26 protein-coding genes are annotated in these 24,918 nt (G+C 67.2%); 9 read left to right on the top strand and 17 right to left on the bottom strand.

From position 1 onward, the window contains the following. The 5 genes from rpsH to rplN form a co-directional block, all read right to left on the bottom strand. On the bottom strand, positions 1–139 hold a 139-nt coding region (gene rpsH, locus JC881_RS27965; RefSeq protein WP_198788949.1), incomplete at its 3' end, for a 30S ribosomal protein S8. Positions 140–159: 20 nt separating this feature from the next. Further along, positions 160–465, bottom strand: coding sequence for a 30S ribosomal protein S14 (gene rpsN, locus JC881_RS27960; protein ID WP_093436359.1), 306 nt, complete (start codon positions 463–465; stop codon positions 160–162). 8 nt (positions 466–473) lie between these two features. Continuing rightward, complete coding sequence (gene rplE, locus JC881_RS27955; protein WP_013544114.1) at positions 474–1,013, bottom strand: 50S ribosomal protein L5; 540 nt, start codon at positions 1,011–1,013, stop codon at positions 474–476. 11 nt (positions 1,014–1,024) lie between these two features. Then, entirely contained in the window at positions 1,025–1,357 is a 333-nt protein-coding gene (gene rplX, locus JC881_RS27950; protein WP_198788948.1) for a 50S ribosomal protein L24, read from the bottom strand. Positions 1,358–1,370: 13 nt separating this feature from the next. After that, complete coding sequence (gene rplN / locus JC881_RS27945) at positions 1,371–1,739, bottom strand: 50S ribosomal protein L14 (protein ID WP_009124801.1); 369 nt, start codon at positions 1,737–1,739, stop codon at positions 1,371–1,373. A 215-nt stretch (positions 1,740–1,954) separates the two neighbouring features. Here rplN and JC881_RS27940 point away from each other — a divergent pair, with 215 nt between their 5' ends. Next, entirely contained in the window at positions 1,955–3,124 is a 1,170-nt protein-coding gene (locus JC881_RS27940; protein WP_332875304.1) for an esterase-like activity of phytase family protein, read from the top strand. Next, positions 3,121–3,978: a pyrroline-5-carboxylate reductase gene (proC, locus tag JC881_RS27935; protein ID WP_198788947.1), complete on the top strand. Its 858-nt coding sequence runs from the start codon at positions 3,121–3,123 to the stop codon at positions 3,976–3,978. Before JC881_RS27940 ends, proC begins: the two co-directional genes overlap by 4 nt. 6 nt (positions 3,979–3,984) lie before the next feature. Here proC and JC881_RS27930 read toward each other — a convergent pair whose 3' ends face one another. The 5 genes from JC881_RS27930 to JC881_RS27910 all read right to left on the bottom strand — a co-directional run bounded on the left by JC881_RS27930 (position 3,985) and on the right by JC881_RS27910 (position 10,207). After that, the gene (locus tag JC881_RS27930; protein WP_198788946.1) at positions 3,985–4,452 is read right to left on the bottom strand and encodes a MaoC/PaaZ C-terminal domain-containing protein; all 468 of its coding nucleotides are present in this window, start codon (positions 4,450–4,452) and stop codon (positions 3,985–3,987) included. A gap of 10 nt (positions 4,453–4,462) precedes the next feature. Beyond that, positions 4,463–5,323 (bottom strand): 4-hydroxybenzoate octaprenyltransferase, encoded by an 861-nt coding sequence (ubiA, locus tag JC881_RS27925; protein ID WP_198788956.1) that lies wholly within the window; start codon positions 5,321–5,323, stop codon positions 4,463–4,465. Positions 5,324–5,415: 92 nt separating this feature from the next. Next, a complete protein-coding gene (locus tag JC881_RS27920) occupies positions 5,416–5,997 on the bottom strand; it encodes a Dps family protein (RefSeq protein ID WP_042577470.1) in 582 nt (193 codons plus the stop codon). A gap of 143 nt (positions 5,998–6,140) precedes the next feature. Further along, positions 6,141–7,106 (bottom strand): LysR substrate-binding domain-containing protein, encoded by a 966-nt coding sequence (locus tag JC881_RS27915; RefSeq protein ID WP_198788945.1) that lies wholly within the window; start codon positions 7,104–7,106, stop codon positions 6,141–6,143. Positions 7,107–7,204: 98 nt separating this feature from the next. Beyond that, complete coding sequence (locus tag JC881_RS27910; RefSeq protein ID WP_233102087.1) at positions 7,205–10,207, bottom strand: autotransporter outer membrane beta-barrel domain-containing protein; 3,003 nt, start codon at positions 10,205–10,207, stop codon at positions 7,205–7,207. Positions 10,208–10,554: 347 nt separating this feature from the next. On the opposite strand from JC881_RS27910, the gene JC881_RS27905 reads away from it, so the two are divergent. Continuing rightward, the gene (locus tag JC881_RS27905) at positions 10,555–11,187 is read left to right on the top strand and encodes a LysE family translocator (protein WP_198788944.1); all 633 of its coding nucleotides are present in this window, start codon (positions 10,555–10,557) and stop codon (positions 11,185–11,187) included. Between the two features lie 15 nt (positions 11,188–11,202). Here the strand turns inward: JC881_RS27905 and recG are convergent, their stop codons facing one another. Genes recG through JC881_RS27890 form a run of 3 tightly spaced genes read right to left on the bottom strand, consistent with a single transcriptional unit; the run spans position 11,203 to position 15,511 of the window. Continuing rightward, positions 11,203–13,335 carry an ATP-dependent DNA helicase RecG gene (gene recG, locus JC881_RS27900; RefSeq protein ID WP_198788943.1) on the bottom strand — a complete coding sequence of 711 codons (2,133 nt, stop codon included), beginning with the start codon at positions 13,333–13,335 and terminating at the stop codon, positions 11,203–11,205. 11 nt (positions 13,336–13,346) lie between these two features. Then, positions 13,347–14,843 carry a TIGR01777 family oxidoreductase gene (locus tag JC881_RS27895; RefSeq protein ID WP_198788942.1) on the bottom strand — a complete coding sequence of 499 codons (1,497 nt, stop codon included), beginning with the start codon at positions 14,841–14,843 and terminating at the stop codon, positions 13,347–13,349. Continuing rightward, on the bottom strand, positions 14,840–15,511 hold the full coding sequence (locus JC881_RS27890) for a DUF4166 domain-containing protein (protein ID WP_198788941.1): 672 nt from the start codon (positions 15,509–15,511) through the stop codon (positions 14,840–14,842). Before JC881_RS27890 ends, JC881_RS27895 begins: the two co-directional genes overlap by 4 nt. Positions 15,512–15,636: 125 nt before the next feature. Here JC881_RS27890 and queA point away from each other — a divergent pair, with 125 nt between their 5' ends. Both queA and tgt read left to right on the top strand, forming a co-directional pair. After that, on the top strand, positions 15,637–16,680 hold the full coding sequence (queA, locus tag JC881_RS27885) for a tRNA preQ1(34) S-adenosylmethionine ribosyltransferase-isomerase QueA (RefSeq protein WP_198788940.1): 1,044 nt from the start codon (positions 15,637–15,639) through the stop codon (positions 16,678–16,680). 8 nt (positions 16,681–16,688) lie between these two features. Continuing rightward, complete coding sequence (tgt, locus tag JC881_RS27880) at positions 16,689–17,861, top strand: tRNA guanosine(34) transglycosylase Tgt (protein ID WP_198788939.1); 1,173 nt, start codon at positions 16,689–16,691, stop codon at positions 17,859–17,861. 33 nt (positions 17,862–17,894) lie between these two features. On the opposite strand, the gene JC881_RS27875 is transcribed toward tgt, so the two are convergent. Further along, a complete protein-coding gene (locus JC881_RS27875) occupies positions 17,895–18,266 on the bottom strand; it encodes a hypothetical protein (RefSeq protein WP_233102085.1) in 372 nt (123 codons plus the stop codon). A 138-nt stretch (positions 18,267–18,404) separates the two neighbouring features. Here JC881_RS27875 and JC881_RS27870 point away from each other — a divergent pair, with 138 nt between their 5' ends. Continuing rightward, positions 18,405–19,190, top strand: coding sequence for an SDR family NAD(P)-dependent oxidoreductase (locus tag JC881_RS27870; protein ID WP_198788937.1), 786 nt, complete (start codon positions 18,405–18,407; stop codon positions 19,188–19,190). Between the two features lie 61 nt (positions 19,191–19,251). Here JC881_RS27870 and JC881_RS27865 read toward each other — a convergent pair whose 3' ends face one another. Next, positions 19,252–20,163: a LysR family transcriptional regulator gene (locus JC881_RS27865; RefSeq protein ID WP_233102084.1), complete on the bottom strand. Its 912-nt coding sequence runs from the start codon at positions 20,161–20,163 to the stop codon at positions 19,252–19,254. 97 nt (positions 20,164–20,260) lie between these two features. Between JC881_RS27865 and JC881_RS27860 the strand changes: the two genes are divergently transcribed. The 3 genes from JC881_RS27860 to JC881_RS27850 are packed head-to-tail and all read left to right on the top strand — an operon-like array spanning position 20,261 to position 23,162. Then, positions 20,261–21,475, top strand: coding sequence for an argininosuccinate synthase-related protein (locus tag JC881_RS27860; protein WP_332875303.1), 1,215 nt, complete (start codon positions 20,261–20,263; stop codon positions 21,473–21,475). Next, positions 21,472–22,227, top strand: a complete 756-nt coding sequence (locus tag JC881_RS27855) for a 2OG-Fe dioxygenase family protein (protein WP_198788934.1) — start codon at positions 21,472–21,474, stop codon at positions 22,225–22,227. The genes JC881_RS27860 and JC881_RS27855 overlap by 4 nt, the downstream gene beginning before the upstream one ends. Further along, a complete protein-coding gene (locus JC881_RS27850; RefSeq protein WP_198788933.1) occupies positions 22,224–23,162 on the top strand; it encodes a DMT family transporter in 939 nt (312 codons plus the stop codon). Before JC881_RS27855 ends, JC881_RS27850 begins: the two co-directional genes overlap by 4 nt. Before the next feature lie 102 nt (positions 23,163–23,264). Here the strand turns inward: JC881_RS27850 and JC881_RS27845 are convergent, their stop codons facing one another. Beyond that, on the bottom strand, positions 23,265–23,642 hold the full coding sequence (locus tag JC881_RS27845; protein WP_198788932.1) for a DUF3597 domain-containing protein: 378 nt from the start codon (positions 23,640–23,642) through the stop codon (positions 23,265–23,267). Between the two features lie 184 nt (positions 23,643–23,826). Beyond that, the gene (locus tag JC881_RS27840; protein WP_198788931.1) at positions 23,827–24,891 is read right to left on the bottom strand and encodes a serine endopeptidase; all 1,065 of its coding nucleotides are present in this window, start codon (positions 24,889–24,891) and stop codon (positions 23,827–23,829) included. Positions 24,892–24,918: the final 27 nt, after the last annotated feature.

Here is a 24,918-nt window from a genome sequence, read left to right as displayed (position 1 = left end):
CGATGTAGCCTTCGTCCTTCAGGACCTGTGCAATCGCGGCCTTCACCTTGGAAGACGGGATCGACACAGTGGGCTTCGCCACCATCTGCGCGTTACGGATACGCGTCAGCAGGTCGGCAATGGGATCACTCATGCTCATGTTGTTTGCTCCTGCCTGGCTTACCAGCTGGCCTTGGTGACACCGGGGATGTCGCCAGCGAAAGCCAGTTCACGGATCTTGGCGCGGGCCAGACCGAATTGACGGAAGGTGCCACGCGGACGACCGGTGATGGCGCAACGGTTGCGCTGACGGGTCGGGTTCGCGTTGCGCGGAAGCTTTTGCAGGCCCAGGCGGGCAGCTGCGCGTTCTTCGTCGCTCTTCTTCAGGTCGTTGGAAGCCGCCTTCAGTTCTGCGTGCTTCGCAGCGAACTTGGCAACCAGCTTGTCGCGCTTGAGTTCGCGCTGGATCAAAGATTGTTTAGCCATGGTTCGCCTCAGTTCTTGAACGGGAAACGGAAACCAGCAAGAAGCGCCTTGGCTTCTTCATCGGTCTTGGCCGTCGTCGTGATGCTGATATTGAGACCGCGCAGGGCATCGACCTTGTCGTACTCGATCTCAGGGAAAATGATCTGTTCCTTGACGCCGATGTTGTAGTTGCCACGGCCGTCGAACGCACGGCCGGAGATGCCGCGGAAGTCGCGAACACGCGGCAGCGCGATGGTCACGAAACGGTCCAGGAACTCATACATCTGCACGCCGCGCAGCGTGACCATGCAGCCGATGGGCTGGTTTTCGCGGATCTTGAAACCGGCGATAGCCTTCTTCGACTTGGTGACCACGGGCTTCTGGCCGGCGATCTTGGTGAGGTCGGCGACAGCGTTGTCGAGAACCTTCTTGTCGGCGACTGCTTCACCCACACCCATGTTCAGGGTGATCTTGGTGAGGCGGGGGACCTGCATCGGCGACTTGTAGCCGAACTTTTCCGTCAGGTCTTTCGCGATCTTTTCGCGATAGTGTTGTTGGAGACGTGCCATGTGAGTACCTCTTAGGCGAACTTGATTTCGTCGCCGCTGGACTTGAAGACGCGAACAGCCACGCGCTTGCCGTCAGCACCCTGGGAGATCTTGATGCCCACGCGATCGGCCTTGCCGGTCGCGGCATTGAAGATCGCCACGTTGGATTGGTGAATGGGCATGGACTTCTCGACGATGCCACCGGTCGTACCCTTGAGCGGGTTCGGCTTGGTGTGCTTCTTCACGAGGTTCAGGCCTTCGATGACGATGTGCGAGTCGTCCTTGCGGAGCGACACGGTACCGCGCTTGCCCTTGTCACGACCGGCCAACACGATGACCTGGTCGCCTTTGCGAATCTTGTTCATGGCGTTGTTGTCCTTAGAGAACTTCGGGTGCCAGCGACACGATCTTCATGAACTTCTCGGTGCGCAGCTCGCGCGTCACCGGTCCGAAGATGCGGGTGCCGATAGGCTCCAGCTTGGCGTTGAGCAACACTGCTGCGTTGCCGTCGAACTTGACGAGCGAACCGTCGGCGCGACGGATGCCCTTGGCGGTGCGGACCACCACTGCGCTGTAGATCTCGCCCTTCTTGACGCGACCACGCGGAGCGGCTTCCTTGATGCTGACCTTGATGACGTCGCCCACGCTGGCATAACGCCGCTTGGAGCCACCGAGCACCTTGATACACAGGACGGATTTCGCGCCCGTGTTGTCGGCCACTTCGAGCCGGGATTCAGTTTGGATCATTTCTTGATATTCCCAACTTGTACCGATGAGCCTCCAGGAGGGAGACACCGCGGTCAGTCTTGGGCCCGTCGTCCATGCCTCGAACCACTCGAGGCACTTCCGCTTTGGGCTGAAAGCTTCGCCTTTTGGAAGCGAAGCCCGCGATTATTGCAGGCACTTGTGCCGATGTCAACCGACTCATTACACCATCACGTGCTGGCACTAGACTCCGAGGCGTGCGCGCCACTGCCAGAACCCATCTTTCGCCCCCGCTCCCCACCCGCCGCAGCCTGCTGGGAGGCGCGGCTGCCGCGCTGGCGCTGGGTCTCGCCGGCTGCGGGAGCGCAACGCCGACTCCGGGCACCGGGCGGCTGCGTCGCATCGCCGAGGCGCGCTGGGCGCACAGGCTGCATATAGAAGACACCACGGCCGGCGGCCTCTCCGGCATCGACTACGACGCCGCACGAGGTGAGTACCTGCTTATCAGTGACGACCGATCAGATCTGGCGCCTGTTCGCTTTTACACGGCGCGCTGGCCCCAACCGCAGGCCGCCCCGCCGGAGCCGACGGGCGTTGTTCGACTGCAACGCCCCGGTGGCGGCCCTTGGCCCGACCGTCGCCACGCGGTCGACGGGCTCCCGGTTCCCGACCCCGAAGCCCTCCGCCTGCGCCCATCCACCGGCACCCTGCTCTGGACCAGCGAAGGCGACATCGCCCGCGGGTTCGGCCCCGCGCTGTATGAATCGGCGCGTGACGGCCGCTTTCTGCGCGAATTCGCCCTGCCCGCGATGTTCACGCCCGATCCGGCCCAGCGCCGCGGCCCGCGCGACAACCTGACGTTCGAGGGCATCGCCCTCACGCCCGACGGCCGTTTCGCCTGGGTTTCGATGGAAAACGCCCTGATCCAGGACGGCCCCATCCCCACCACGCGCGCGCCCGGCGGCCCCTGCCGCTTCACCCAGGTCGACCTGGAGACCGGCCATGCCACCCGCCAGATCGCCTACGTCCCCGACGCCATCCCCCTGCGGCCCCTCATCCCCGGCAGCTACGCCGACAACGGCGTGAGCGAGGTGCTGATGCTCGATGCGCACCGCATGCTGGTGCTGGAGCGCGCGTATGCCGCGGGCAGGGGCAATTCGCTGCGCCTCTACGAGATCGACACCCGCGCCGCCGGCGACGTGCTCGCCATCGATGCGCTGGCGCCGGGCAATCACCAGCCCGTCGCCAAAACCCTGGTGGCCGACTTCGCCGCGCTCGGCCTCTCGCGCCTGGACAACACCGAGGGCATGTGCTGGGGACCGTCGCTGGCCAACGGCAACCGCCTGCTGGTGGTTGTGAGCGACGACAATTTCAATCCGCTGCAAGTGACCCAGTTCGCCGCCTTCGAATACATCGACCGACCATGACCATCGCCGTGACCTTCCTGCCCCGCACCGCCCCCGCGCCGCTGCCGCCCATCGCCTTCATCGGCGGGGGCAACATGGCCAGCGCCATCATCGGCGGACTGATCCAGCAAGGCACCCCGGCCGCCGCGTTCGAGGTGGTCGAGCCCTTCGAGGCGGCGCGCACGAAGCTTGCGCAGTCCTTCGGCATCACGGCGCAGGCCGAGGCGAGCGAAGCGCTTTCGCGCTGCGGCGTCGTGGTGTGGGCGGTCAAGCCGCAGGCCTTCGCCGAGGCCGCCAAGCCGGTGCGCGCATTCGCCGGGGACGCACTGCACCTGAGCGTGGCCGCGGGCATTCCGTCCGACAGCATCGCCCGCTGGGTCGGCACCGAGCGCGTGGTGCGCGCCATGCCCAACACGCCCGCGCTGGTCGGCCAGGGCATGACCGGCCTGTTCGCGCGGCCGGACGTCACCAGCGCCGACCGCGCACTCGTCAGCCAGCTGCTGACGCCCACGGGCGAACTGCTCTGGGTCGATGCCGAACCGGCGCTCGATGCAGTCACCGCCATGTCCGGCTCGGGCCCGGCCTATGTGTTCTATTTCATCGAGGCGATGACCGAGGCCGGCGTCGAGATGGGCCTCACGCCCGACCAGGCCCAGCGCCTGGCCATCGGCACCTTCACCGGCGCCTCGGCGCTGGCGCACAGCGCGACCGAGCCACCCTCGGTGCTGCGCGAGCGCGTGACCTCCAAGGGCGGCACGACCTACGCGGCGATCACGTCGCTGGAAGGCGCGGACATCAAGGCGCAGTTCAAGATCGCCATCCGCGCCGCGCAGAAGCGCGCGGCCGAACTGGGCGAGGAATTCGGGCGCGGTTGAAGCTGGTCAGCCCGCCAGCGCGCGCGGCCCGAGGAAGAACAGCCACTCGGCCGCCAGCGTGACGGTGCCGTCCTCCAGTTCGAGCAGCACTTCTTCTTTCAGCAGGAAACCATCGTCGCCCTTGGGCGTCGCGCCGAGGATGCGCACCCGCGCCCTGAAGCGCGCGCCCACCGGCATCGGCCTCACGAAGCGCAGGCGGTCGAAGCCATAGTTCAGCGCGTGGTTCGCATCGAAGGGCAGCAGCGTGCGCATCGCCTCGCCGGTCAGCCGGATCAGGTGCGAGACCTGGAAGAAGCCCGGCACGATCGTGCCGCCATAGTCCGCCTCGCGGGCCGCGCGCTCCGGGTCGAGGTGAATCCACTCGCCTTCGCCATCGCCCGACAGCACCGCGTACCGGTCGACCATCTCCTGAGTGATGACGTGCCATTCGGACAGCCCTTCGTGGCCGATCTTCTGCGTCAGGCGGTCGAGCATGAGCTCTCCTTCAGCGAACGAAATAGCCGGCCACGACGCCGGCAAACACCGTGAAGCCCAGCCAGTGGTTCAGCCGGAAGGCCTTGAAGCAGCCGTCGCGCGTGCGCTCGCGGATCAACCGCCAGTGCCAGAGCGCCTGCCCCGCGGCAATGGCGATCCCCGCGAAGAACAGCACGCCCAGCGACCGGCTGGCACCCGCCCACGCCCAGACCGCCAGGAAGATCGCGTAACTCAGCATCACGGCCGCAACGTCGAAGCGGCCGAAGGTGATCGCCGATGTCTTCATGCCGATCTTCAGGTCGTCGTCGCGGTCGACCATCGCGTACTCGGTGTCGTAGGCCAGCACCCAGAACAGGTTGCCGACCAGCAGCCACGCGGCGAACACGGGCACGGTGGACTGCACCGCCGCAAAGGCCATCGGAATGCCGAAGCTGAAGGCGATGCCCAGCACCGCCTGCGGGATCGACACGAAGCGCTTGGCGAACGGATAGACCAGCGTGATGGCCAGCGCGGCGAACGACCACAGCACCGTCACCCGGTTGGTGGTGAGCACCAGCCCGAAGGCCGCGAGCGCCAGCACGGCGCCGAGCGCGAGCGCTTCCTTGACCGAGATGGCGCCGCTGGTCACGGGCCGCTGGGCGGTGCGCTTGACGTGGCGGTCGAAGTCGCGATCGGCCACGTCGTTGACGCAGCAGCCCGCGCTGCGCATGAGGAAGGTGCCGAGCGTGAACACCACGACCAGCTGCCAGCCCGGCCAGCCGTCGGCCGCGAACCAGAGCGCGCCCAGCGTGGGCCAGAGCAGCAACAGCCAGCCGGCAGGGCGGTTCCAGCGGATCAGGTCGAGGTAGAGCGCGAGACGGCGTGCGAGCATGCAGAAAAGATCGGAGAGAAAGGCGGACGAAAAAAGAGCGGCCATTGTGCCGCTCTCGGTTTCGCTGCCCGGATTCCGGGCTGCCCGCGAACTCAGTCTTCCAGCAGCGAGCGCAGCATCCAGGCGGTCTGGTCGTGCACCGTGCAGCGCGCGGTCAGCATGTCGGCGGTCGGATCGTCGCCGGCCTCTTCCGCCACGGGGATGAATTCACGCGCGATGCGCGAAACGGTTTCGTGGCCCTTGACCAGGATGCGCACCATCTCCATCGCCTTGGGCGGGTTCTGGGGCACGTCGGGCACGGTGGCGATCTTGCTGAACTCGGCGTACGAGCCCGGCGCGTAGTGGCCGAGGGCCCGGATGCGTTCGGCGAGCACGTCGGTCGCGCCCCACAGCTCGGTGTACTGGCCCATGAACATCGCGTGCAGCGAGTTGAAGTGCGGACCGGTCACGTTCCAGTGGAAGTTGTGCGTCGTGAGGTAGAGCGTGTAGGTGTCGGCCAGCACGCGGCTGAGACCCTCGGCGATGGCAGCGCGGTCCTGGCGCTCGATGCCGATGTTGATGATCGGCGCGTTGCGGCTGCCGGACTCCTGCGCGACGATGGCGCCGCCCTTCTTGGGCACCTTGCCCGAGGAGGGGGTGGACGCTGGCTTGGTTTTCTTTGGAGCTTTGGCCATGGCGAGTGGTCTTTCTTCAAGTTGAGAGGAACATGTCGATTCTCGAAGCCGGCGCGCGGCTTCGCAACAGCGTCACTCTATCCCAGCGATGAAGGATTCAAAACAGCCCCCGCGTAGGCCAAGGCCGCCAATCGCGCGCCCTTTCAGGAGAGGCGCTTGACGCCCGGCAGCTCGCACGCATAGATCGCATTGCGCAGCGCCGCGATCGCCTCGTAGCGCGTGAAGGTGCGGCGCCATGCGAGCACCACGCGGCGCGTGGGCGGGTCGCGGTCGTGCGCGTCGCGCACCGGCAGGTAGCGCACCATCTGCTCGGAGTCCTTCCTGCCCTTGGCCTTGGGCTTGAGCGCCTCGGCCGGCACCGACAGGCGCGGCACCAGCGTCACGCCCATGCCCGAGGCCACCATGTGCTTGATGGTCTCGAGAGACGAGCCCTCGAAGCTCTTGCGGATGCCTTCGGCATTGCTGGAGAAGCGCGCGAACTCGGGGCACACCTCGAGCACGTGGTCGCGAAAGCAATGGCCGGTGCCCAGCAGCAGCATGGTCTCGTTCTGCAGTTCTTCCGAGGTGATCGATTCGCGGCTGGCGAACTTGTGATTGACCGGCAGCGCGGCCATGAAGGGCTCGTCGTACAGCGGCGCCATCGCCAGGCCCGTGTCCGGGAAAGGCTCGGCCATCACGGCGCAGTCGATCTCGCCGGCGCGCAGCATCTCCAGCAGCTTGGCGGTGAAGTTCTCCTGCAGCACCAGCGGCATCTGCGGCGTGCGCGCGATCACCTGGCGCACCAGGTCGGGCAGGAGGTAGGGGCCGATGGTGTAGATCACGCCCAGGTTCAGCGGGCCGGCCAGCGGGTCTTTGCCGCGCTTGGCGATTTCCTTGATGCTGGCAGCCTGGTCGAGCACGCTCTGGGCCTGCTGCACGATCTGCTCGCCCAGCGGCGTGACGGTCACTTCGCCGGCGCTGCGCTCGAAGAGCTTGACCTCGAGCTCGTCTTCGAGCTTCTTGATGGCCACCGAGAGGGTCGGTTGGGAGACGTAGCAGGCCTCGGCCGCCTTGCCGAAGTGCCGTTCGCGGGCTACTGCGACGATGTATTTGAGTTCGGTGAGAGTCATAGCTTGCGTCAATTATGCGCAAGCCTCCGTGACCCGGCGTTGTCAGGGGTCGATGCGGCCGTCCTCCTGCCCACGACCGATCGCCCTGGACCGCCCCCTCACCACTTCACGCGCATGCCCAGGCTCGCATTGATGCCGCTCTTCACCCGCGCGGCGCCGCCCGAGGCGAACAGCTTGCCCGCTTCCGCGTACAGGCTGGTGCGCTCGCCGACGGCCAGGGCGGCGCCGGCCGCGAGTTCGGTGCTGGTGCCACCGGTGCGGGTGCCGATGTCGGTCCAGCCGGCGGGGCCTATGAAGCGCGCCACGTCCGAGCCGCTGGAGGTGCGGTAGACGTTCAGCCGCGCATACGGCTGCAGCACGCCGGCGCCGGTGGCGATCTGGCCCTTGAGCCGCACGCCCGCGCGAACCGTCCAGCCGCTGTCGGTGTCCTGCGAGACGCGGGCGCCGAAGAGACTCACGTCGTCGATGTTCACGCGCTGGTGCACGAGCTGCAATTGCGGCTCGATGTTCCAGTTGCTGCCGAGCGCGAAGCTCTGGCCCACCTCCAGCGACAGCAGCGTGCTCCTGCCCTTGCCGGAAGCCGACGGCGAACTGTCGAAGGGGCCCGTCGTGTAGCGGTGGCGGCCGCCCTGCAGCACCGCATCGGCGTAGAAGCCCGCGTCGCTCGTGAAGTTGCCGTACAGGCCCAGGTAGTCGCTGCGCAGGTCGTTGCTGCCGACGGCAAGGTCGAACACGCCGCGCGCGAAGCCGCGGGTGCGGGCATCGCCTTCGAGCCGGCCGACGTACACGCCGGCGCGCCAGTTGCGGCCGGCCCACAGGTCGGTGCCGGCCTGCAGGCCCGTCAGTCGCCCCTCGCTCCGCGGGCTCACGGTGCCCTGCTGGCTGATGTTCAGGTTCGTGCTGATGACGCGGCCCCAGGCGCTGCGCAGCGGCGTGCCAGTCTCGTCGCCCGCATCGTTGCGGCCGGCCCGGGCGTCGTCGTCGCCCATGCGCACGCGCGAACTGCCCAGCATGGCGAGGTTGCCCTGGCGCAGTTGCTCGGGCAGCGCGGCGAGCATCGGCACCTCCGTGCGGTAAGTCGGGACCTGCGTCGCGGGGACCGTGGACCGCAGGTACCAGTTCTCGCCGGCGCCGCCGGCATCGGCCGCATGCAGCCGGTATTCGTAGGCGCCCGCGTCGACGTGGCCGTTCGCGAGCGAGAACGCGTCCTTGGTGCTTTGCGCGGTGGTCTTCGCGCCGTTGAGCGCGCTGACCAGTTCGATGCCGTTGCCGCTCGTCAGCGCGCCGAGGCCGCCGAGGTTCGTGACCTGCACCGTGGTGCGGCCGCTGGCGCTGGCACCCGCGCCGTCGAGCACCAGCCGGTCACTCGCGCTGCTGCTGTCGCCCAGCGCGGTGCCCAGCCGCAGCGTGCCGTTGTTGCCCACATAGGCGCCGGTGATGGTGAGGGTCGTGCCCGGCGCGGCGCCGACCAGCGAGACCACGCCGCCGTTCGCCAACGACGGCAGCCTCTGGCTGAAGCCCGCGAGATCGAGCATGCCGCCCGCGCCCACGCTGTGCGCCGATGCGCCGCTGAAGGCGTTGACCGCCCCCGCCTTGAGCGTGCCGCCGTTCACCGCGGTACTGCCCGTGTAGCTGTTCTGGCCGCTCAGGGTCAGCGTGCCGGCGCCGAGCTTCTCGAGGCTGCCTTCGTAGACCCGCGTGGCGCGCGCGGCCTCGCGGGCCACGCCGGTGGCGTATTCGCTGCGGTCCGCATCGCTCGCGCCGCCGGGCAGGCCCGCGGTCCAGCCGCGCGTCTGCCGGGTCGTTTCCCAGGCGGTGGCTTCGGCGGCATCTTCCGCGCGGCGTGCGCGGATCGCGACGTCGGAGATGTCGTTCGACCACGTGTCGTTCTGTCCTCGCGTATCGACCGCGAACGGCCCGATGAACTGCCCCGGCCCGTTCATCGCGCGCCGCAGGCTCGGCGTGCCCCATCCGTTCACCACATCGGGCACCTTCACCTGCTGGCCCGCCTCGGGGTTGGCCATCGTGCCGGTGCCGGCCGCATCCACGATCGTCGCGTTCTGCGTCGCGGTGGTCTTCAGCACGGTGAGCACCTGCTCGTTGGTCATGTAGCCGAAGCGCTCCATGATCAGCGCGAGCGCGCCCGAGGCGTGCGGCGCGGCCATCGACGTGCCCGACAGCGACGCGTAGCCGCCAGCCAGCACGGTGCCGTTGATCTGGAAGCCCGGCGCCGTGACGCAGGTCCACTTCGCCACGCCGCACTTGTTGTAGCGCTGCGTGCCCGGCACGTTGACGGAGCCGTCGGCATTGAAGGTCTGCCCGATCGTGCTCAGCGCGGAGACCGCGAGCCAGTTCGTTTCGAGCTCGGGGTTGAAGTACGGCGCGGCCGCGCGCGGGCTGGGGTTGAGCCAGCCGCCGTTGCCCGCGCTGAACACCATCAGCGTGCCCGTCTTCGCCGCGTCGAACGCGCCCTGGATCCAGGTGTTGTTGGCCACGTAGTAGCCGTTGGCCGTGTGCAGCTGCGCGAGGGTGTTGTACTGCTCGCCGGTCGGCGGACTGCCCCAGCTCGTGCTGATGATGCGCACGCCCTGCGCGTTGGCCGCGCGGTAGGCATCGGCAATGTGCTGGTTGTCCACCGTGATGACCGGCGAATCGCCGGGCAGCGGCCGCCCGAAATTGGCGCCGTCGGTCTTGGCCGTGTTGGCCACGAAGAGGTCCGCGTTGAAGGCCACGCCGTGCATGTTCGCCGTGGCCGCGCCGCCGTCGCGGTTCGCGGCGATGGTGCCGCCCACGTGCGTGCCATGGCGGTCGTTGTACGCACCGTCGTAGGCGCCGGGAATCGCGCCCACCGGCACGCCGTGATAGCGCGAGGCCGGGAACTCGGGGTGCGATGCGTCGTAGCCCGAATCGACCTCGCCGATCTTGATGCCCGCGCCGCTCACGCCCGCCGCGTAGGCGTATTCGGTGCCCATCGCAATCAGGCCCCAGTCGCGCATGAACTCGGCCGTGCGCCAGCTGGCCGGCGCACCGATCATTCCCGGGTCTCCGGCATAGGTCTGGAGAGCCCATGCCTGGTGCGATGCGAGGCCAGCGAGGGCCATGGCGATCGCGAGTCTGTTCATCCTCTTCGAAGTCATTGCGACTTTCCTCCGTGCAGTGTGTTGTTCGAATATTCGGCGTGCGATCCGCCTTTCGAAACGCGTGCAAGACGCGGACCAGTAGCGAAAAAGTCCGAAGAAAAACGCGGCATCGCACAGCCCTCGAACACCGTGCAAAAACGCATCGCGGCGCAGTCTAGAAAACAAGTCGCGCGGCAAGAACCCCGCGTAAACACCATGGCGCTAATGCAGCGTTGTTGCATCTGCAGGCTTTCGTCGTACACATCGCGGAGGCTGCGGATAATGGCGAACCTTCGTCATCGCAGTTATCTGCGTAGCAGGATGCAACCATGAGCCTCTCCACCTATCTGTTGTTTCTTCCGGCCTGCTTTGCCATCAACATGGCCTTCGGCCCCAACAACCTGCTGTCGGTCACCAACGGTGCGCGGCACGGCGTGTCGCCCGCGGTGATCGCGGCCAGCGGCCGCCTCGTGGCCTTCGCGCTCATGATTGCCGTCGCGGGCCTGGGCATGGGCGCGGTGCTGGTGGCCTCGGAGCTGGCCTTCGATGTCATCAAGTACATCGGCGCGGCGTACCTGGTGTGGATCGGCATCCGCCTCTTGCGCGCACCGGCGCCCACGGCCGATGTGCAATCGCAGGGCACCGCCGCACCGCCTTCGCTGCGCGCGCTGGCGCGGCAGGAGTTCACCGTGGCGGCCGGCAATCCGAAGGCCATCCTGGTGTTCACCGCGTTCTTCCCGCAGTTCGTGGTGCCCGGCGCCTACGCCTCCAGCTACCTGCTGCTGGGGGCGACCTTCCTGGTGTTCGAGCTGGTCGCGATCGCGCTCTATGCGCTGCTGGGCGCGCGCATGCGCCGGCTCGCGAACGGCAGCCGCGCGATGCGCTGGTTCAACAAGGTGAGCGGCAGCATGATGGTCGGCTTCGGGTTGATCCTCGCCTTCACGCGCCGGCCCTCGGCGTAAACAGCGCGAGGCCGCTCAGGCTTTCAGGTATTCGGCCTTGGTGCCGAGCCAGCGGTCGATGTGGCGCTGGGCCAGCTCGGCGTGCTTCTCGAGCATCACCGGTGCGAGCTCGCGCGCCCAATCGAGCAACAGCGTGTCGGTGGTCAAGTCGGCGAAGCGCAGCAGCGGCGCGCCCGACTGGCGCGCGCCCAGGAATTCGCCGGGGCCGCGGATCTCCAGGTCGCGCCGCGCGATCTCGAAGCCGTCGCCCGTCTCGGCCATCGCCTTCAAACGCGCGCGCGCCGCCTCGCCCACGCGCCCGCTGTCGCCTGGCGCGTAGAGCAGCACGCAGGCCGAGGCCGCCGCGCCGCGACCCACGCGGCCACGCAATTGATGAAGCTGCGAGAGCCCGAAGCGCTCCGCGTGCTCGATCACCATCAACGAGGCGTTCGGCACATCGACACCCACTTCGATCACCGTCGTGCTCACCAGCACCTGGATCTCGTTGGCGGTGAAGGCCGCCATCACCGCCTGCTTTTCGGCCGTCGGCATGCGCGAATGCAGCAGGCCGACGTGGATGGCCTCGCCGAGCGTCTCGGCCAGTTCGTCGCGCGTCTCGGTGGCGTTGCGCAGGTCGACCGCCTCGCTCTCCTCGATCAGCGGGCACACCCAGTAGACCTGCCGGCCCTGCGCGATCTGCGCCTGGATGCGGTCGATCACCTCGTCGCGCCGGTGGTCGGCCACCAGCTTGGTCACGATGGGCGTGCGGCCGGGCGGCAGCTCGTCGAGCGTGGAGACGTCCAGGTCGGCGTAGTAGCTCATCGCGAGCGTGCGCGGGATCGGCGTGGCACTCATCATCAAGAGGTGCGGCTCGAGGTGGCCCACGGCCTTGCCGCGCAGCGCGAGCCGCTGTGCCACGCCGAAGCGGTGCTGCTCGTCGATGATCGCGAGCGCGAGGTTCTTGAAGCGCACCTTCTCCGAGATGACGGCGTGCGTGCCGATGACCAGCGCGGCCTCGCCGCTCTCGACGGCGGCCGACATCGCGTCGCGCTCCTTTTTCTTCTGGCTGCCGGTGAGCCAGGCCACGCGCAGGCCGCGCGCGGCCAGGAGCGGATCGAGCCAGCCCACGAGCTTGCCGAAGTGCTGGGCCGCGAGGATCTCGGTCGGCGCCATCAGCGCGCACTGGAAGCCCGCGTCGATGGCGCGCGCCGCCGCGAGCGCCGCTACCACCGTCTTGCCCGAACCCACGTCGCCCTGCAGCAGCCGGTGCATCGGAATCTCGCGGCCGAGGTCGCGCGTGATCTCCTCGCCCACGCGCTGCTGCGCGCCGGTCAGGCCGAAGGGCAGCACCGCGAGCAGTTGCGCATGCAGCGACGTCGCCACAGGTTCCGGCGACGAAGGCAGCAGAGGCGCACGCTGCGCCGCGCGCTCCAGTCGGGCCTGCAGTTGCGAGAGTTGCTGCGCGAGCAACTCCTCGGCCTTGATGCGCTGCCACGCCGGGTGGCTGTGGTCTTCGAGCGTCGCCATCGCCACGTCAGGCGTGGGGTAGTGCAGGAAGGTGAGCGCGCTGCGCAGATCCCACGCGCCGCGCAGGCCGATCTGCACGGGAATCGTCTCGTCGAGCACGGCGCGCGCCAGGCCCGAGCGCACTTCGCGCCGCAGCACCGGTTGCGCCAGGCCCGCGACGGTCGAGTAGACCGGCGTGAGCGCCTCCGGCAGCGAGGTGCCCGCGGCCTTGACCGTGGGATGCATGATCTGCCGCCCCACGAAGCCGCCGCGCATCTCGCCGCGCACGCGCACCCGCGCACCGACCGCGAGCTGTTTTTGCTGCGAGGGATAGAAGTTGAAGAAGCGCAGCTGGCAGGTGTCGCTGCCGTCGTCGAGGGTGGCGATCAGCTGGCGGCGCGGGCGGAACACCACCTCGCATTCGGTGACCACGCCCTCGACCTGCGCCATGTCGCCGTCGCGCGTGTCGGCAAGCTTGACGATGCGCGTTTCGTCTTCGTAGCGCATCGGCAGGTAGAGCGCGAAGTCGATGTCGCGCACGAGGCCGAGCTTGCGCAGGGCGCGCTGCACGAGGCTCAGGCCGGTGCCGGGCGGCTGCGGCGGTGATGGCGACGGCGCGGTGGCGGCGTCTGCGGGCGTGGAGGGGGCTTTCTTGGCGGGCACGGGCAAGGCTTCTATCGCGGCCGGCAAAGGTCCGTCAAGGCATCGCGGGCCTCGGGAAACGCGAAGCGGAATCCCGTCTGCAGCAACCGGGCGGGCACTACGCGCTGGCCTTCGAGCAGGAGGTCGGCCTGTTCGCCCAGCAAGAGCTTGACGGGCGCGGCGGGCGTCGGCATCCAGAACGGCCGATGCATCACGCTTGCGGCCACGCGGGTGAATTCTTCCTGGCTGAGCGCGCCGGGTGCAGTGAAGTTGAAGGCCTGCGCGGTCGCAGCGCTGTCGCTTCCCGCCTGCTCGGCGGCGCTCCACACATGGGCCATGGCACGGATGACGTCGTGCACATGCACCCACGACAGCCACTGCCGCCCGCTCCCCAGCCGGCCGCCCATGCCCAGCGCGACGGGCAGCAGCAGTTGCGGCAGCGAACCCTGGTGGCCGAGCACGAAACCGAAACGCATGCAGGCCACGTGCACGCCATGCGCCGTCGCGGCCTCTGCCGCTTTCTCCCACCGCTGGCACAGCGTCGACATGAAGATGTCCTGCGGCGGCGCGTCTTCGGCCAGTTCGGTGGCATCGCCTTGCGGCTGCACGCCGTAGCAGCCGATGGCCGAGCCCGACAGCAGCAGCCAGGGCTTGCGCGGACGCGTGGCAATCCATGCGACCAGCGCGGTGGTGAGCCCCTCGCGGCTTTGCAGCAACTGCCGCTGGCGCCGCTCGCTCCAGCGTTGGCCGAGGATGCGTGCGCCCGCCAGGTTGATCACCACGTCGCATGGATCGGTCTCGGGAATCTGGTCGAGCCGCTGCACGCAGCGCACCGCGCCGCCGAAGTTCCATGCGGCCGAGCGCGCGTCGCGCGTCCACACGGTCACGGCATGGCCGTCGGCCAGCAGGTGGCGCACCAGCGTCTGGCCGATGAAGCCGGTGCCGCCGGTCACCAGCACGCGCTGGGGCTTCGTGCCGAAGTGCACCGGCGCCTGCACGGCCCGCGCCGCTTCTTGCGCCGTGCGGCGAAACAACGCACGCGCCGCGAGCCCGTCGCGCAGCCCCGAGAGGCCGACGCCCACGCCGCACAGCGCCAGGAAGGCGCCCAGCCAGCCTTGCGGTTGCCACGCCAACGCCGTCGGCCGCGCGGCCCAGTCCCCCGCATTCATCGCCAGGAGCGCGATGAACGCGCCCGCGTTGATGGCCAGCACCGTGTGCGTGACGCGCTCGGTCGGCGGCAAGAGGCGGCTGCCGTCTTCGACCACGAAGTCCCACAGCGTGAGCACGATCTCCACGCCGAACACCGCCAGCAGCACCCACGCCCACGCGCCATGCCAGGCCCACGACGACAGCCCGATGAACATCGCGCAGTAGATCGACGAACGCACAGCATGGATCGCCAGCTCGCGCCGCGCCGTGTTGCGCTGGGCGAGCGCCTCGGTGCCCTCGTGGTGATAGAGCGTGTCGAACGCGCCCATCAGCCCCTGCGCGGCCATGAGCTGCAGCGCCAGCAGGTGCGTGTCGATCATGCGGCGGCTGCCCCCGGGTCGGCCACTTCCTCGAACACGCCGACCTGCGTGAAGGTCGTGCCCATGAGCCAGTGCCGGATCTCGATGCGGATGTTGAAGCGCTCGGGCGTTTCGTTGTGGTGCCAGAGAAAGGTCTTGCCGGGCGTGAAGACGCCGGGCAGCGGAATGCGCCAGCCGAACACGTCCCAGAAATAGCCGTCGCTCTGGAAATGCAGGCTGCCGTTCTCCACGCTCAGCACCAGCTTCATTCCGAGGCCCATGCCCACGTACTCCAGCACCTCGCCGCGCGCGCTCTCGCGCATGAAGCTGGTGAACTGGATGGGCTTACGGCCGTGCAGGCGGTAGATGCGCTGCTTGTAGATGGCCGGATCGTCGGGCTTGGCGTAGACCTGGATCTCGACCGGGAAATTCGTGTCGCTGTAGGGGATCAGCGCGCCCTGGATCAGCGGCTGCGTCAGGTGCCCCAGCAGCTTGCCGAAGCGCGAGCAGCGCAGCTCGCTCAACGCGCCCAGGTAATGCAGCGCCTTGCCCGGCGAGGGGTTCTTGTCGAAGCGCCGGCGGATGTCCGGGTGCAGGCCCTGCCAGGCGTTTGCAAGGATCTTCTTGAAGAGCTCGCCTTCGGAGGGAGGAGGCGCCAGCGGGACGCGCGCGACGGATGAATCGACCATCCGTCGATTCTGCCTCGGCAACCCCGCGCCGGGCCCCCGATTGCGGGCATGGGACAATCGCCCCTTCCCCCGGTTTTCTTTCTTCCATGCCTCCTTGGCACGGGCCCGTCCGGCCCTCAAGCACCATGCGCGCCTTCACGCTCTCCGATTTCGATTTCGACCTGCCGCCCGAACTGGTGGCGCAACACCCGGCCTCCGAACGCACCTCCTCCCGTCTCCTCGACGGCACGGGGGACGCGCCGGCCGACCGCATCTTCAAGGACCTGCCCTCGCTGCTGCGCGCGGGCGACCTGCTGGTCTTCAACGACACGCGCGTGGTCAAGGCGCGCCTCTTCGGCGAGAAGCCGACCGGGGGCAAGCTGGAGCTGCTCGTTGAGCGCGTGCTGCAGGGCCACGAGGTGGTCGCGCACATGAAGGTCAGCAAGAAGCCGCCCGTGGGCACCACGCTGGAGATGGTCGGCGGCTTTCGCGCGACGCTCCTGGGCCGCTGGCCCGAGGAAGACGGCGCGCTGTTCCGCTTCGGCTTCGAGAGCGATGCGGGCGAAGACCCGTATGCGCTGATGGCCCGCTGCGGCCATGTGCCGCTGCCGCCCTACATCACGCACACCGATTCGGCCGATGACGAGAGCCGCTACCAGACCGTGTTCGCGCGCGTGCCCGGCGCGGTGGCCGCGCCCACGGCCGCTCTGCACTTCGACGAAGGCCTGCTGGCCGCGCTCGAAGCCCGCGGCGTGCAGCGCGCCAACGTCACGCTGCATGTGGGTGCCGGCACCTTCCAGCCGGTGAAGACCGAGAACATCGCCGAGCACACGATGCATGCCGAGCGCTACGAAGTGCCCGAGGCCACGCAGCGCGCGATCGCCGAATGCAAGGCGCGCGGCGGCCGCGTCGTCGCGGTGGGCACGACCACCGTGCGCACGCTCGAGTCGTGGGCCCAAAGCGGCGAGGCGACGGGCGACACGCGCATCTTCATCACGCCGGGATTCGCGTTCGCGCACGTCGATGTGCTGGTCACCAACTTCCATCTGCCCAAGAGCACGCTGATGATGCTGGTCTCGGCCCTTGCGGGGTACGAGCGGGTGATGGCGCTGTACGCCCACGCCATCGCCAACCGCTACCGCTTCTTCAGCTATGGCGACGCCATGCTGCTGGCACGACAAAAAGATTGAAGACGACCATGCTGAACTTCGAACTCCTCAAGACCGACCCCGCGAGCCACGCGCGCCGCGCCACGCTCACCCTCAACCACGGCAAGGTGCAGACGCCGATCTTCATGCCCGTGGGCACCTACGGCACCGTCAAGGGCGTGATGCCGCGCAGTCTGGAAGAGATGGGCGCGCAGATCATCCTGGGCAACACCTTCCACTTGTGGATGCGTCCGGGCCTGGACGTGATGGCCAGCTTCGGCGGGCTGCACCAGTTCGAGAAATGGAACAAGCCCATCCTCACCGACTCGGGGGGCTTTCAGGTGTGGTCGCTGGGCGCGATGCGCAAGATCAGCGAGGAGGGCGTGAAGTTCGCATCGCCCGTCAACGGCGACAAGCTGTTCCTCACGCCCGAGGTCTCGATGCAGATCCAGACCATCCTGAACAGCGACATCGTGATGCAGTTCGACGAGTGCACGCCCTACGACACCAAGGGCCACATCACGACCGAGGCCGAGGCGCGCATCTCGATGGAACTGAGCCTGCGCTGGGCCAAGCGCTGCCAGGGCGAATTCACGCGGCTGGAGAACCCCAACGCGCTCTTCGGCATCGTGCAGGGCGGCATGTTCGAGAACCTGCGGGAGGAATCGCTCGCGGCGCTCGTGGACATGGACTTTCCCGGCTACGCCATCGGCGGCGTGAGCGTGGGCGAGCCCAAGGAGGAGATGCTGCACATCATGGGCCACACGCCGCACCGGCTGCCGGCCGACAAGCCGCGCTACCTGATGGGCGTGGGCACGCCCGAGGACCTGGTGCAGGGCGTGGCCGACGGCGTGGACATGTTCGACTGCGTGATGCCGACCCGCAATGCGCGCAACGGCACGATGTTCACGCGCTTCGGCGACCTGAAGATGCGCAACGCCCGCCACAAGAGCGACCCGCAGCCGGTGGACCCGAGCTGCACCTGCCATGCCTGCGCGGGCACGTCGGGCGTGTCGTGGAACGACGGTGGCCGCGAAGGCTTCAGCCGCGCCTACCTGCACCACCTGGACCGCTGCGGCGAAATGCTCGGGCCGATGCTGTGCACCATCCACAACCTGCACTACTACCTGAACCTGATGACCGAGATTCGCGCGGCGCTCGACGCGGGCACGTTCACGGAATTCCGCGCACGGTTCAAGGCCGAACGGGCGCGCGGCGTCTAGCCGGCGGCCTGCACGTCCAACTTCGCGCTTTATTTACTTCGAGGCGCCCGGCGCCTTGATCGCGAGCGGTGTGCTGTACGGCTCGATGCGCAGCAGGTCGTTCTTGAAGACGACGATCTGCCGCAGCGGCGCCTGCACCAGCGCGCCGCCCTCGCCATGCTGCGAGGCGTATTGCCAGAGCGTGAGCTGGCCCTTGTCGGCCAGCATCGCGGCCAGGCGCTGCACGGGCGGCGCCGCGCCGGCGCCGAGTTGCGCGGCCTCGATGCCCACGACGACGTCGTCGCGCGGCGAGACCACCTTGAAGAGCAGGATGGGCGCCGCCGCCTGGGCGCGCACCTGCCGCGCCACGATGAGGGCCGGGAGAAGCGCGAAGCTCACGAGGGCGCGGCGATGGAACGAGTTCATGTCCGCAAGCCTATCCACGCGAGACCATCCTGCCCACAGGCCGGAAGCCATACGCCGGGCGGAAGCCCGCGTTTCCACCATGGCGGCCGCATCCGGTACGCTCGTGGCCTGTTTCCACCGCCGTCGTCTTCATCCCCCATGACCACAGCCTCCTCTCCAACCTCCCCCTACACCGCCCGCTATCCGTCGCTCGCCGGGCGCACCGTCTTCATCTCGGGCGGTGCCAGCGGCATCGGCGAGGCGCTGGTGCGGGCCTTCCATGCGCAGGGCGCGAAGGTCGGCTTCTGCGACCTCGACACGGCCGCCGGCACGGCGCTCGCGGCCCAGCTGCAGGGCGAGTCGCCCGTGCTGTTCAGCGCCTGCGACGTGACCGATACCGCCGCGCTCACTGCCACCATCGCTGCTGTGCGAGAGCGCTTCGGCCCGATCGGCGTGCTGCTGAACAACGCCGCCAACGACAGGCGCCACGAGATGGCCGATGTCACCAGCGACGACTTCGATCGCCTCGTGGCCGTCAACTTCAAGCACCAGTTCTTCGCCGCGCAGGCGGTGGCCGACGACATGCGCGCGCTGGGCGGCGGCTCGATCATCAACTTCGGCTCGATCAGCTGGATGATCAAGGGCAAGGGCTACCCGGTCTACCAGGCCTGCAAGGCGGCGGCGCGCGGCCTCACGCGCTCGCTGGCGCGCGACCTGGGCAAGCAGAACATCCGCGTCAACTCGATCGTGCCGGGGTGGGTGATGACCGAGCGGCAGATCAAGCTGTGGGTCAAGCCCGAGTCCGCTGCAGAGATCGATGCCGCGCAATGCCTGCCGGGGCGCGTGATGGCCGAGGACATTGCGGCGATGGCGCTGTTCCTGGCCGCTGACGATTCGAAGATGTGCACCGCGCAGGACTATGTGGTGGATGCGGGTTGGACCTGAAGCCTTCGTTCTCGATCTGCGTGCGCTATTGATTCCCCGAAGGAACCCTCCGGGATCCGGCTCAACGAGACGTCGACAGCGCGTCCATCAGATGTTCGATGAGAACGCGCACCTTCGGGGTGGTGTAGCGCGCCGCGGCATAGAGTAGATACGCGGTGCCCTGGTAGCTGGCCTGGAAGGTCCAATCCGGCAGCACACGGACAACACGGCCCTGCTCAACCGCATCCCGGGCCACGAAGTCGGGCACGCAGCCAACGCCGAAACCTGCCGAGACGGCATCCAGCCGCATCTCGCTGTGGTTGATGGTGAAGCGCCCTCGAACCAGCACCTCGCGGGTTTCGTCATCCCGAGAGAAACACCATCGGTTGTCCCGGTCCTGCTCGCCCAACGACAGGCAACTGTGATTGACGAGGTCCTCCGGCCGCCCGATGGCATCGTGCGCCGACAGGTAGCCCGGACTGGCAACCACCCATTGCTGCACCGGCATCAGGCTGCGCGCCACCATGCCCTGCGGCGGATCGTCTGTCAGCCGGATCACGAGATCCACGTTCTCCCGCAGGCCGTCGACGGGACGATCGACCACCATCACGTGGACATCGACGTCCGGGTAGCGCGCGAGAAACGACAGCAGGCAGCGCTGAAGCATATGGCGCGCAAACGCCTTGGGTGCGCTCAACCGCACCAGCCCCTTGGGTGCGCGCATGTGCTCCTCCGCCGCCTGCATGGTGGCTTTGGCAGCGTCCACCATTTCACGTCCGCGCTCCAGCACATCCAGCCCCGCTTCCGTCAGACGCAGTTGTCGCGTGGTTCGGTGCATGAGCTTCACGCCCATGGCCTTCTCCAGACGGGATATCTGTCGGCTCACGGCCGATGGCGTCATCGCGAGCTGCTGTGCCGCCTTCGAAAAACTGCCGGATTCCGCAACCAGCACGAAGGCCACCATCTCGTGCATGAAACCGATGAAGTCATTCATTCTCACTGGGCACATATCCTGTTCTGTGGTGGGTCTAGTCTTGCGCAAGTGCCCCCTGAACAATGCGCCACGTCAAAAAAATTCAGGAGGAAGCGGCGTGAAAAAAAGAAGGATTGGGAGCTTCGATGACCTCGATGCGATGGTGGGACAGGTCGATCATGTGCTCACGCTTTTCAGCGGGGGGCTGGACAGCAGCTACATACTCAAGGAACTGGCAGATCGAGGGTTGCGAACAACGGCTCTCTCGATCGACGTTGGCGAGGGGTGCGACCTTCACGACCTGAAAGAAATCACACAGTTCTTTGGCGTCGACCTGGTGATCGTGGATGCCAGGGAGGAATTTGCCAACGAGGCCGTGGCTCCGGCCATTCGCGCGCAGGCGTTGTACCTGGGCATGTATCCCGTCAGCTCATCGTTGTCTAGCCCCATCCTGGCGCGCTCGGCCGTTCAGGCAGCCGCACGCCTTGGCTGCGGCGCCATCGTGCACACCGCCAACACCTCGCAGAACAGCCTGAGACGGTTGAATGGCGCGATCGACCAGTTGGGCTACACCGGCTGTTATGGCACACCTTACGAGCGCTCGATTCTGAGCCGCGAGGAAAAGATCGCCGCATTGCAGCAAGTGGGGCTCACTCGCTTTCAGGCCAGAGGCATCAGTGGCGATGCCAATTTGTGGTGCAGGGAATTCGAGTCCGGCTCGATCGACAATCCCGAAAGCTTCTGGGTCCCGCCCAGCCTGTTTGAATGGACGCGCGAACCTGAACGAGCCCCTGTTCCCGAGGACATTTTCCTTCGCTTCGAGAGCGGCGTGCCGGTCGCAGTCGACGGGCAATCGTTATCGCTGGTGGACCTGATCGCACAGCTCAATCGGCGTGTGGGCGCTTTCGCCATCGGCAGATACAGCGGGCTGGAGCATCTGGAGGGTGGCCAGAAGGTGCTGGAACTGCGCGAAGCGCCGGCCGCCACCATCTTGATGGATGCCTACCGCCATCTGGAAACGGCCGTTCTCGATGCGGAACTGCTGCGCGAGAAGCGGTCCGTCGAGCAGATCTGGACACGCGAAGCCGTGGAAGGGCGCTGGTACGGGATGCTGCGCGAGAGCGCGGATGCCTTCATTCGCACATCGGCGAGCAAGGTCTCGGGCTCCGTGGGCTACGCGCTGCGCCAAGGCGCGATGGATGTGCGCGCGATACGTGCGGAGAACCCCCTGTACCTCACCGATCGTGACGCGTGGGAGAGGAATTCCGCGCAGCGCACGTTCAGCCCGATCACGTCGGGCGAGCGGACCACCCGGGAAGGGGCATGCACATGACGGGCCCGTCCAAGGCGCAGATCCCTGCGCAAGGGAGCATCCATGTCGAGCCCTTCGCTCGAAAGCTTGAAAGCGACAACTTCGTCTTCATTCCGGGAAACGCGGTGTCGTACCTGTTGGACCTCTCGGCCGGTCAGACGGAAAGCTTCGGCGCGCATTGGGACAGCTTGACGCTGGACCGACACATGGGCGATGGCGGCAACTACCGGTATCGCCGATATGGCGAATTCGAATCGTCCGCAGAGGGCCTTCGAACTCAGTTGCCCCACGGGCCGTACGAACAGCCGAAGTACATCAACGCACTCAATGGCGGCATCGCGCGGTTGTTCGATCCGCTTGAACCCTGCTTCGTCGGCCATGTGGTGCTCGCCGCTTTGCTCGATGCGCTGACGGCAATGTTCAATCACTGCGAAGGGAGGGCATGCCGCTGGAACATCCGGCTGCATCCCTACCGCATCTTCGCCAGCGAAAGCCAGCATGGACAGCCGACGCCGGAGGGCCTGCATCGCGACGGCGTGGACTACGTCGCGAGCTTGTTGATGTCCCGCCGAAACGTGCGGGGAGCCGAAACCACCGTGACCAATCATCTTGGACAGGTGCTCTGGCAGAAGACCCTGATGTACCCATTCGATGTCATCGTCGGAAACGATCACGAAACCATGCATGCGGTGTCTGCACTCACGGCCGTTCCCGGGAGCAACGTGGCATACCGCGATGTGCTTGTCGTCGCGTTCACCCAGATGCCGACATGAGCAACTCTGCCGTCGGGCTCGGTGCCCCAGCATCTGTCGGCAAGCGGCTTTGGCGTGTCCTCAAGTTCGGACACATCGAACTGCTGCTGTTGCTGGTGGCGGCCGTCTGGGGCGGAAGCTACGCCGCGGCCAAGCTGGCGACCCAGCAACTGCCCGTGCTCGAGTTCCTGCTTCTGCGCTTCGGGCTGACGTTCGTGATCCTGTCGCCCGCCTTGTGGCCACTGGTACGCATGCCCTGGCGCGGCGCCTTGGGTGGCGCCTTGATGCTGGGCGTGAACCTCCTGGCCATCTTTGTCTGCGAAACCTTCGGGGTCTCCCTCACCACGGCGTCCAATGCGGCTTTCCTGATCAGCCTGTGCGTCGCCATGACGCCTTTTTGCGAGTGGTGGCTGCTCAAGCAGAAACCCACAGCGACCGTGTTTGGCGCCGCCGCCCTGTCCATGATCGGTGCTGGACTGCTGGCCTTTCAGCATGGTGGCGGCCCCATGCTGGCTTGGGGCGATGGCCTCATGGTGTTTGCCGCATTTCTTCGCGGCGTGATGGTGTGCATGACCCGGAAATACGGGCAATCGCATCGGCTGCCTGCACTGACCCTGACGGCCATCCAGATGGGGGTGATGACCTTGGGAATTCTTCTCGCGTTGTTGCTGGTGCGAGGCCGCGCTTTCCATTCGTTGCCGGTCAGCGCTTCTTTCTGGAGCGCGATGGCATTCCTGGTTCTGATGTGCACCGTGCTCGCGTTCTTCGTCCAGAACTATGCGGCATCGCGAACCAGCCCCAGCCGCGTGGCATTGTTGATGGGAAGCGAGCCCCTGTGGGGCGCCTTGGCCGCGGTCCTCTGGATGCAGGAGACGGTGACGGTTCAAGGCTGGGTGGGTGGAGGGTTGATCGTGCTGTCGGCTTGGTGGGTCACACGGCGCGCACCTGGCTCTTGAGTCGCCTCCGAGCGACGACGTTCGCGCCAGCCATGCCAATCCAGCGCTCCCCCCATAGAAAAAGCCCGGCATTGCCGGGCTTTTGTTGACCGATCGCGAAGATCAGTCGCGCAGTTCGGCCGGCAGCGTGCCGCCATTGGCTGCGATGCGGCTCATCACCTGCTTGTGCAGGCCGATGTTCCATTCGGCCGAACCCGGCTCGCCGTCGCTGTAGAGAATTTCGCTGGCCAGTTCCTTGCGCGCGGCAAGGCTGCTGTCCAGGCCCAGCAACTTGAGCAGGTCGACGATCGAGGTGCGCCAGTTCAGGCCGGCGGCACCAGGCATCGCGTCCAGGATGGCGGGCACGTCGCCCAGCGGGATCGAGGGCGGTGGTGCCGCAGCGGCCGGTGCGCCCGATGCAGCCGCCGGCGGTGCGGCGACGACTTCAGCGGCGTTGGCCGACGGAAAAATCTTGGAAAAAATCTTGCCGAAAAAGCTCATGGTAGGAGGTCCTCGTCGTGCGTGGTAGAGGCCGGGCGACGCATGAAAGTGAACGCCGGCTGCGTGCGAAATGCAGCGCAGGCCAAGGTTCTAACACCTTGCGGCGACAGCTTCGCCAAAATCGGCCACGCAGCGTGCGGAATACCCGCTTGCAATGGAAAGATGCAGCGCCTCCGCGCGGCCCTCAGGCCGGCGCTGTGTCGCCACCGGGCCCCGCATGGGCCGAGGTGCCGCACGCGTGGCAGAACTTGGAGAACGCGCTCTTGCGCGCCTCGCACACACCGCAGTGGTCGAACAGGCCGATGCCGCAGTGCGGGCAGAAATCGATCTCGCCGTTCTTCAGGTCCACCGGCCGCTCGCAGCCGGGGCACACGCCCTTGCCCAGCCGTGCGAGCGCGACGTCGTAGCTCAGCTCTTCGCGGCGCACCTGGTCGGGCTGCTGCTCGGCGAGCTTCTGGCGCACCAGGTACGCGTTGAGCGCGACGATGGCATAGCGCCCCACCAGCACCGTGAGCACGATGCCCACCACGTAGCGCACATAGCCGCCGTAGCTCGGCAGGTACGGCACCAGCTCCACGAAGAACGCGAACAGCGCGAAGAAGATGAAGCCCCAGACGAACGGCCAGTAGGTGCTCTTGCGCTTCCTGGCGAAGAGCCAGCCGGCCACCACCAGCAGCGGCAGCGTGAGCGCCAGGCGGTACGCGAACACGCGCAGCTCGATGCGGCGGTATTCGGCATCGAGCTTCACCTGCGCATCGCGCTCCAGCTCGGCGAGCGCCGTGCGGGCGCGCTGCTCGGCCTGGCGCGCATCGAGCGTGATCTTCTGCTGCGCGTTGACCTGGCGCTGGACGGCGTCCTCCTTCTGCTTGAACGCATCGAGCGCCTTGGTGCGCGCAATGAGCTCGGTGTCCTGGTCGGGCTGCGCGGTGGCGCGGCGGGTGGCGATCCAGTTGCCGAAGGTCTCGCGCGCATTGGCGCTGCCCTGCTGCGCGGCGGCCAGCTGCAGGCGGATCTGGTCGAGGTCGCGCGCGGCCTGCAACTCCGTGGCTTCGGAGGCCTTGATGGTGTTCCGCAGCGGCTCGGCCGCGCGCAGGTCGATGAAGTCGTCGATGCCGCGCACGCGCTCGACCTGCGGCAGGTCGCCCACGACCGTGCTGCCCAGGCCGATCAGGAAGCTCGCGAACACCAGCGCCACGAGCCAGAGGCCGCGGCGGAACCATTTTTCGGACAGGCGCAATGACTTGCTCATTTCGTTTCTTCTCCAGAGTTTCTTTTC

Origin of the sequence: Variovorax sp. IB41 (assembly GCF_016405905.1) — a bacterium.
In the GTDB taxonomy this organism is placed as follows: Bacteria; Pseudomonadota; Gammaproteobacteria; order Burkholderiales; family Burkholderiaceae_C; genus Variovorax.
The sequence above is the reverse complement of the archived record's forward strand: the minus strand, read 5'-3'. Positions and strand labels throughout refer to the sequence as shown.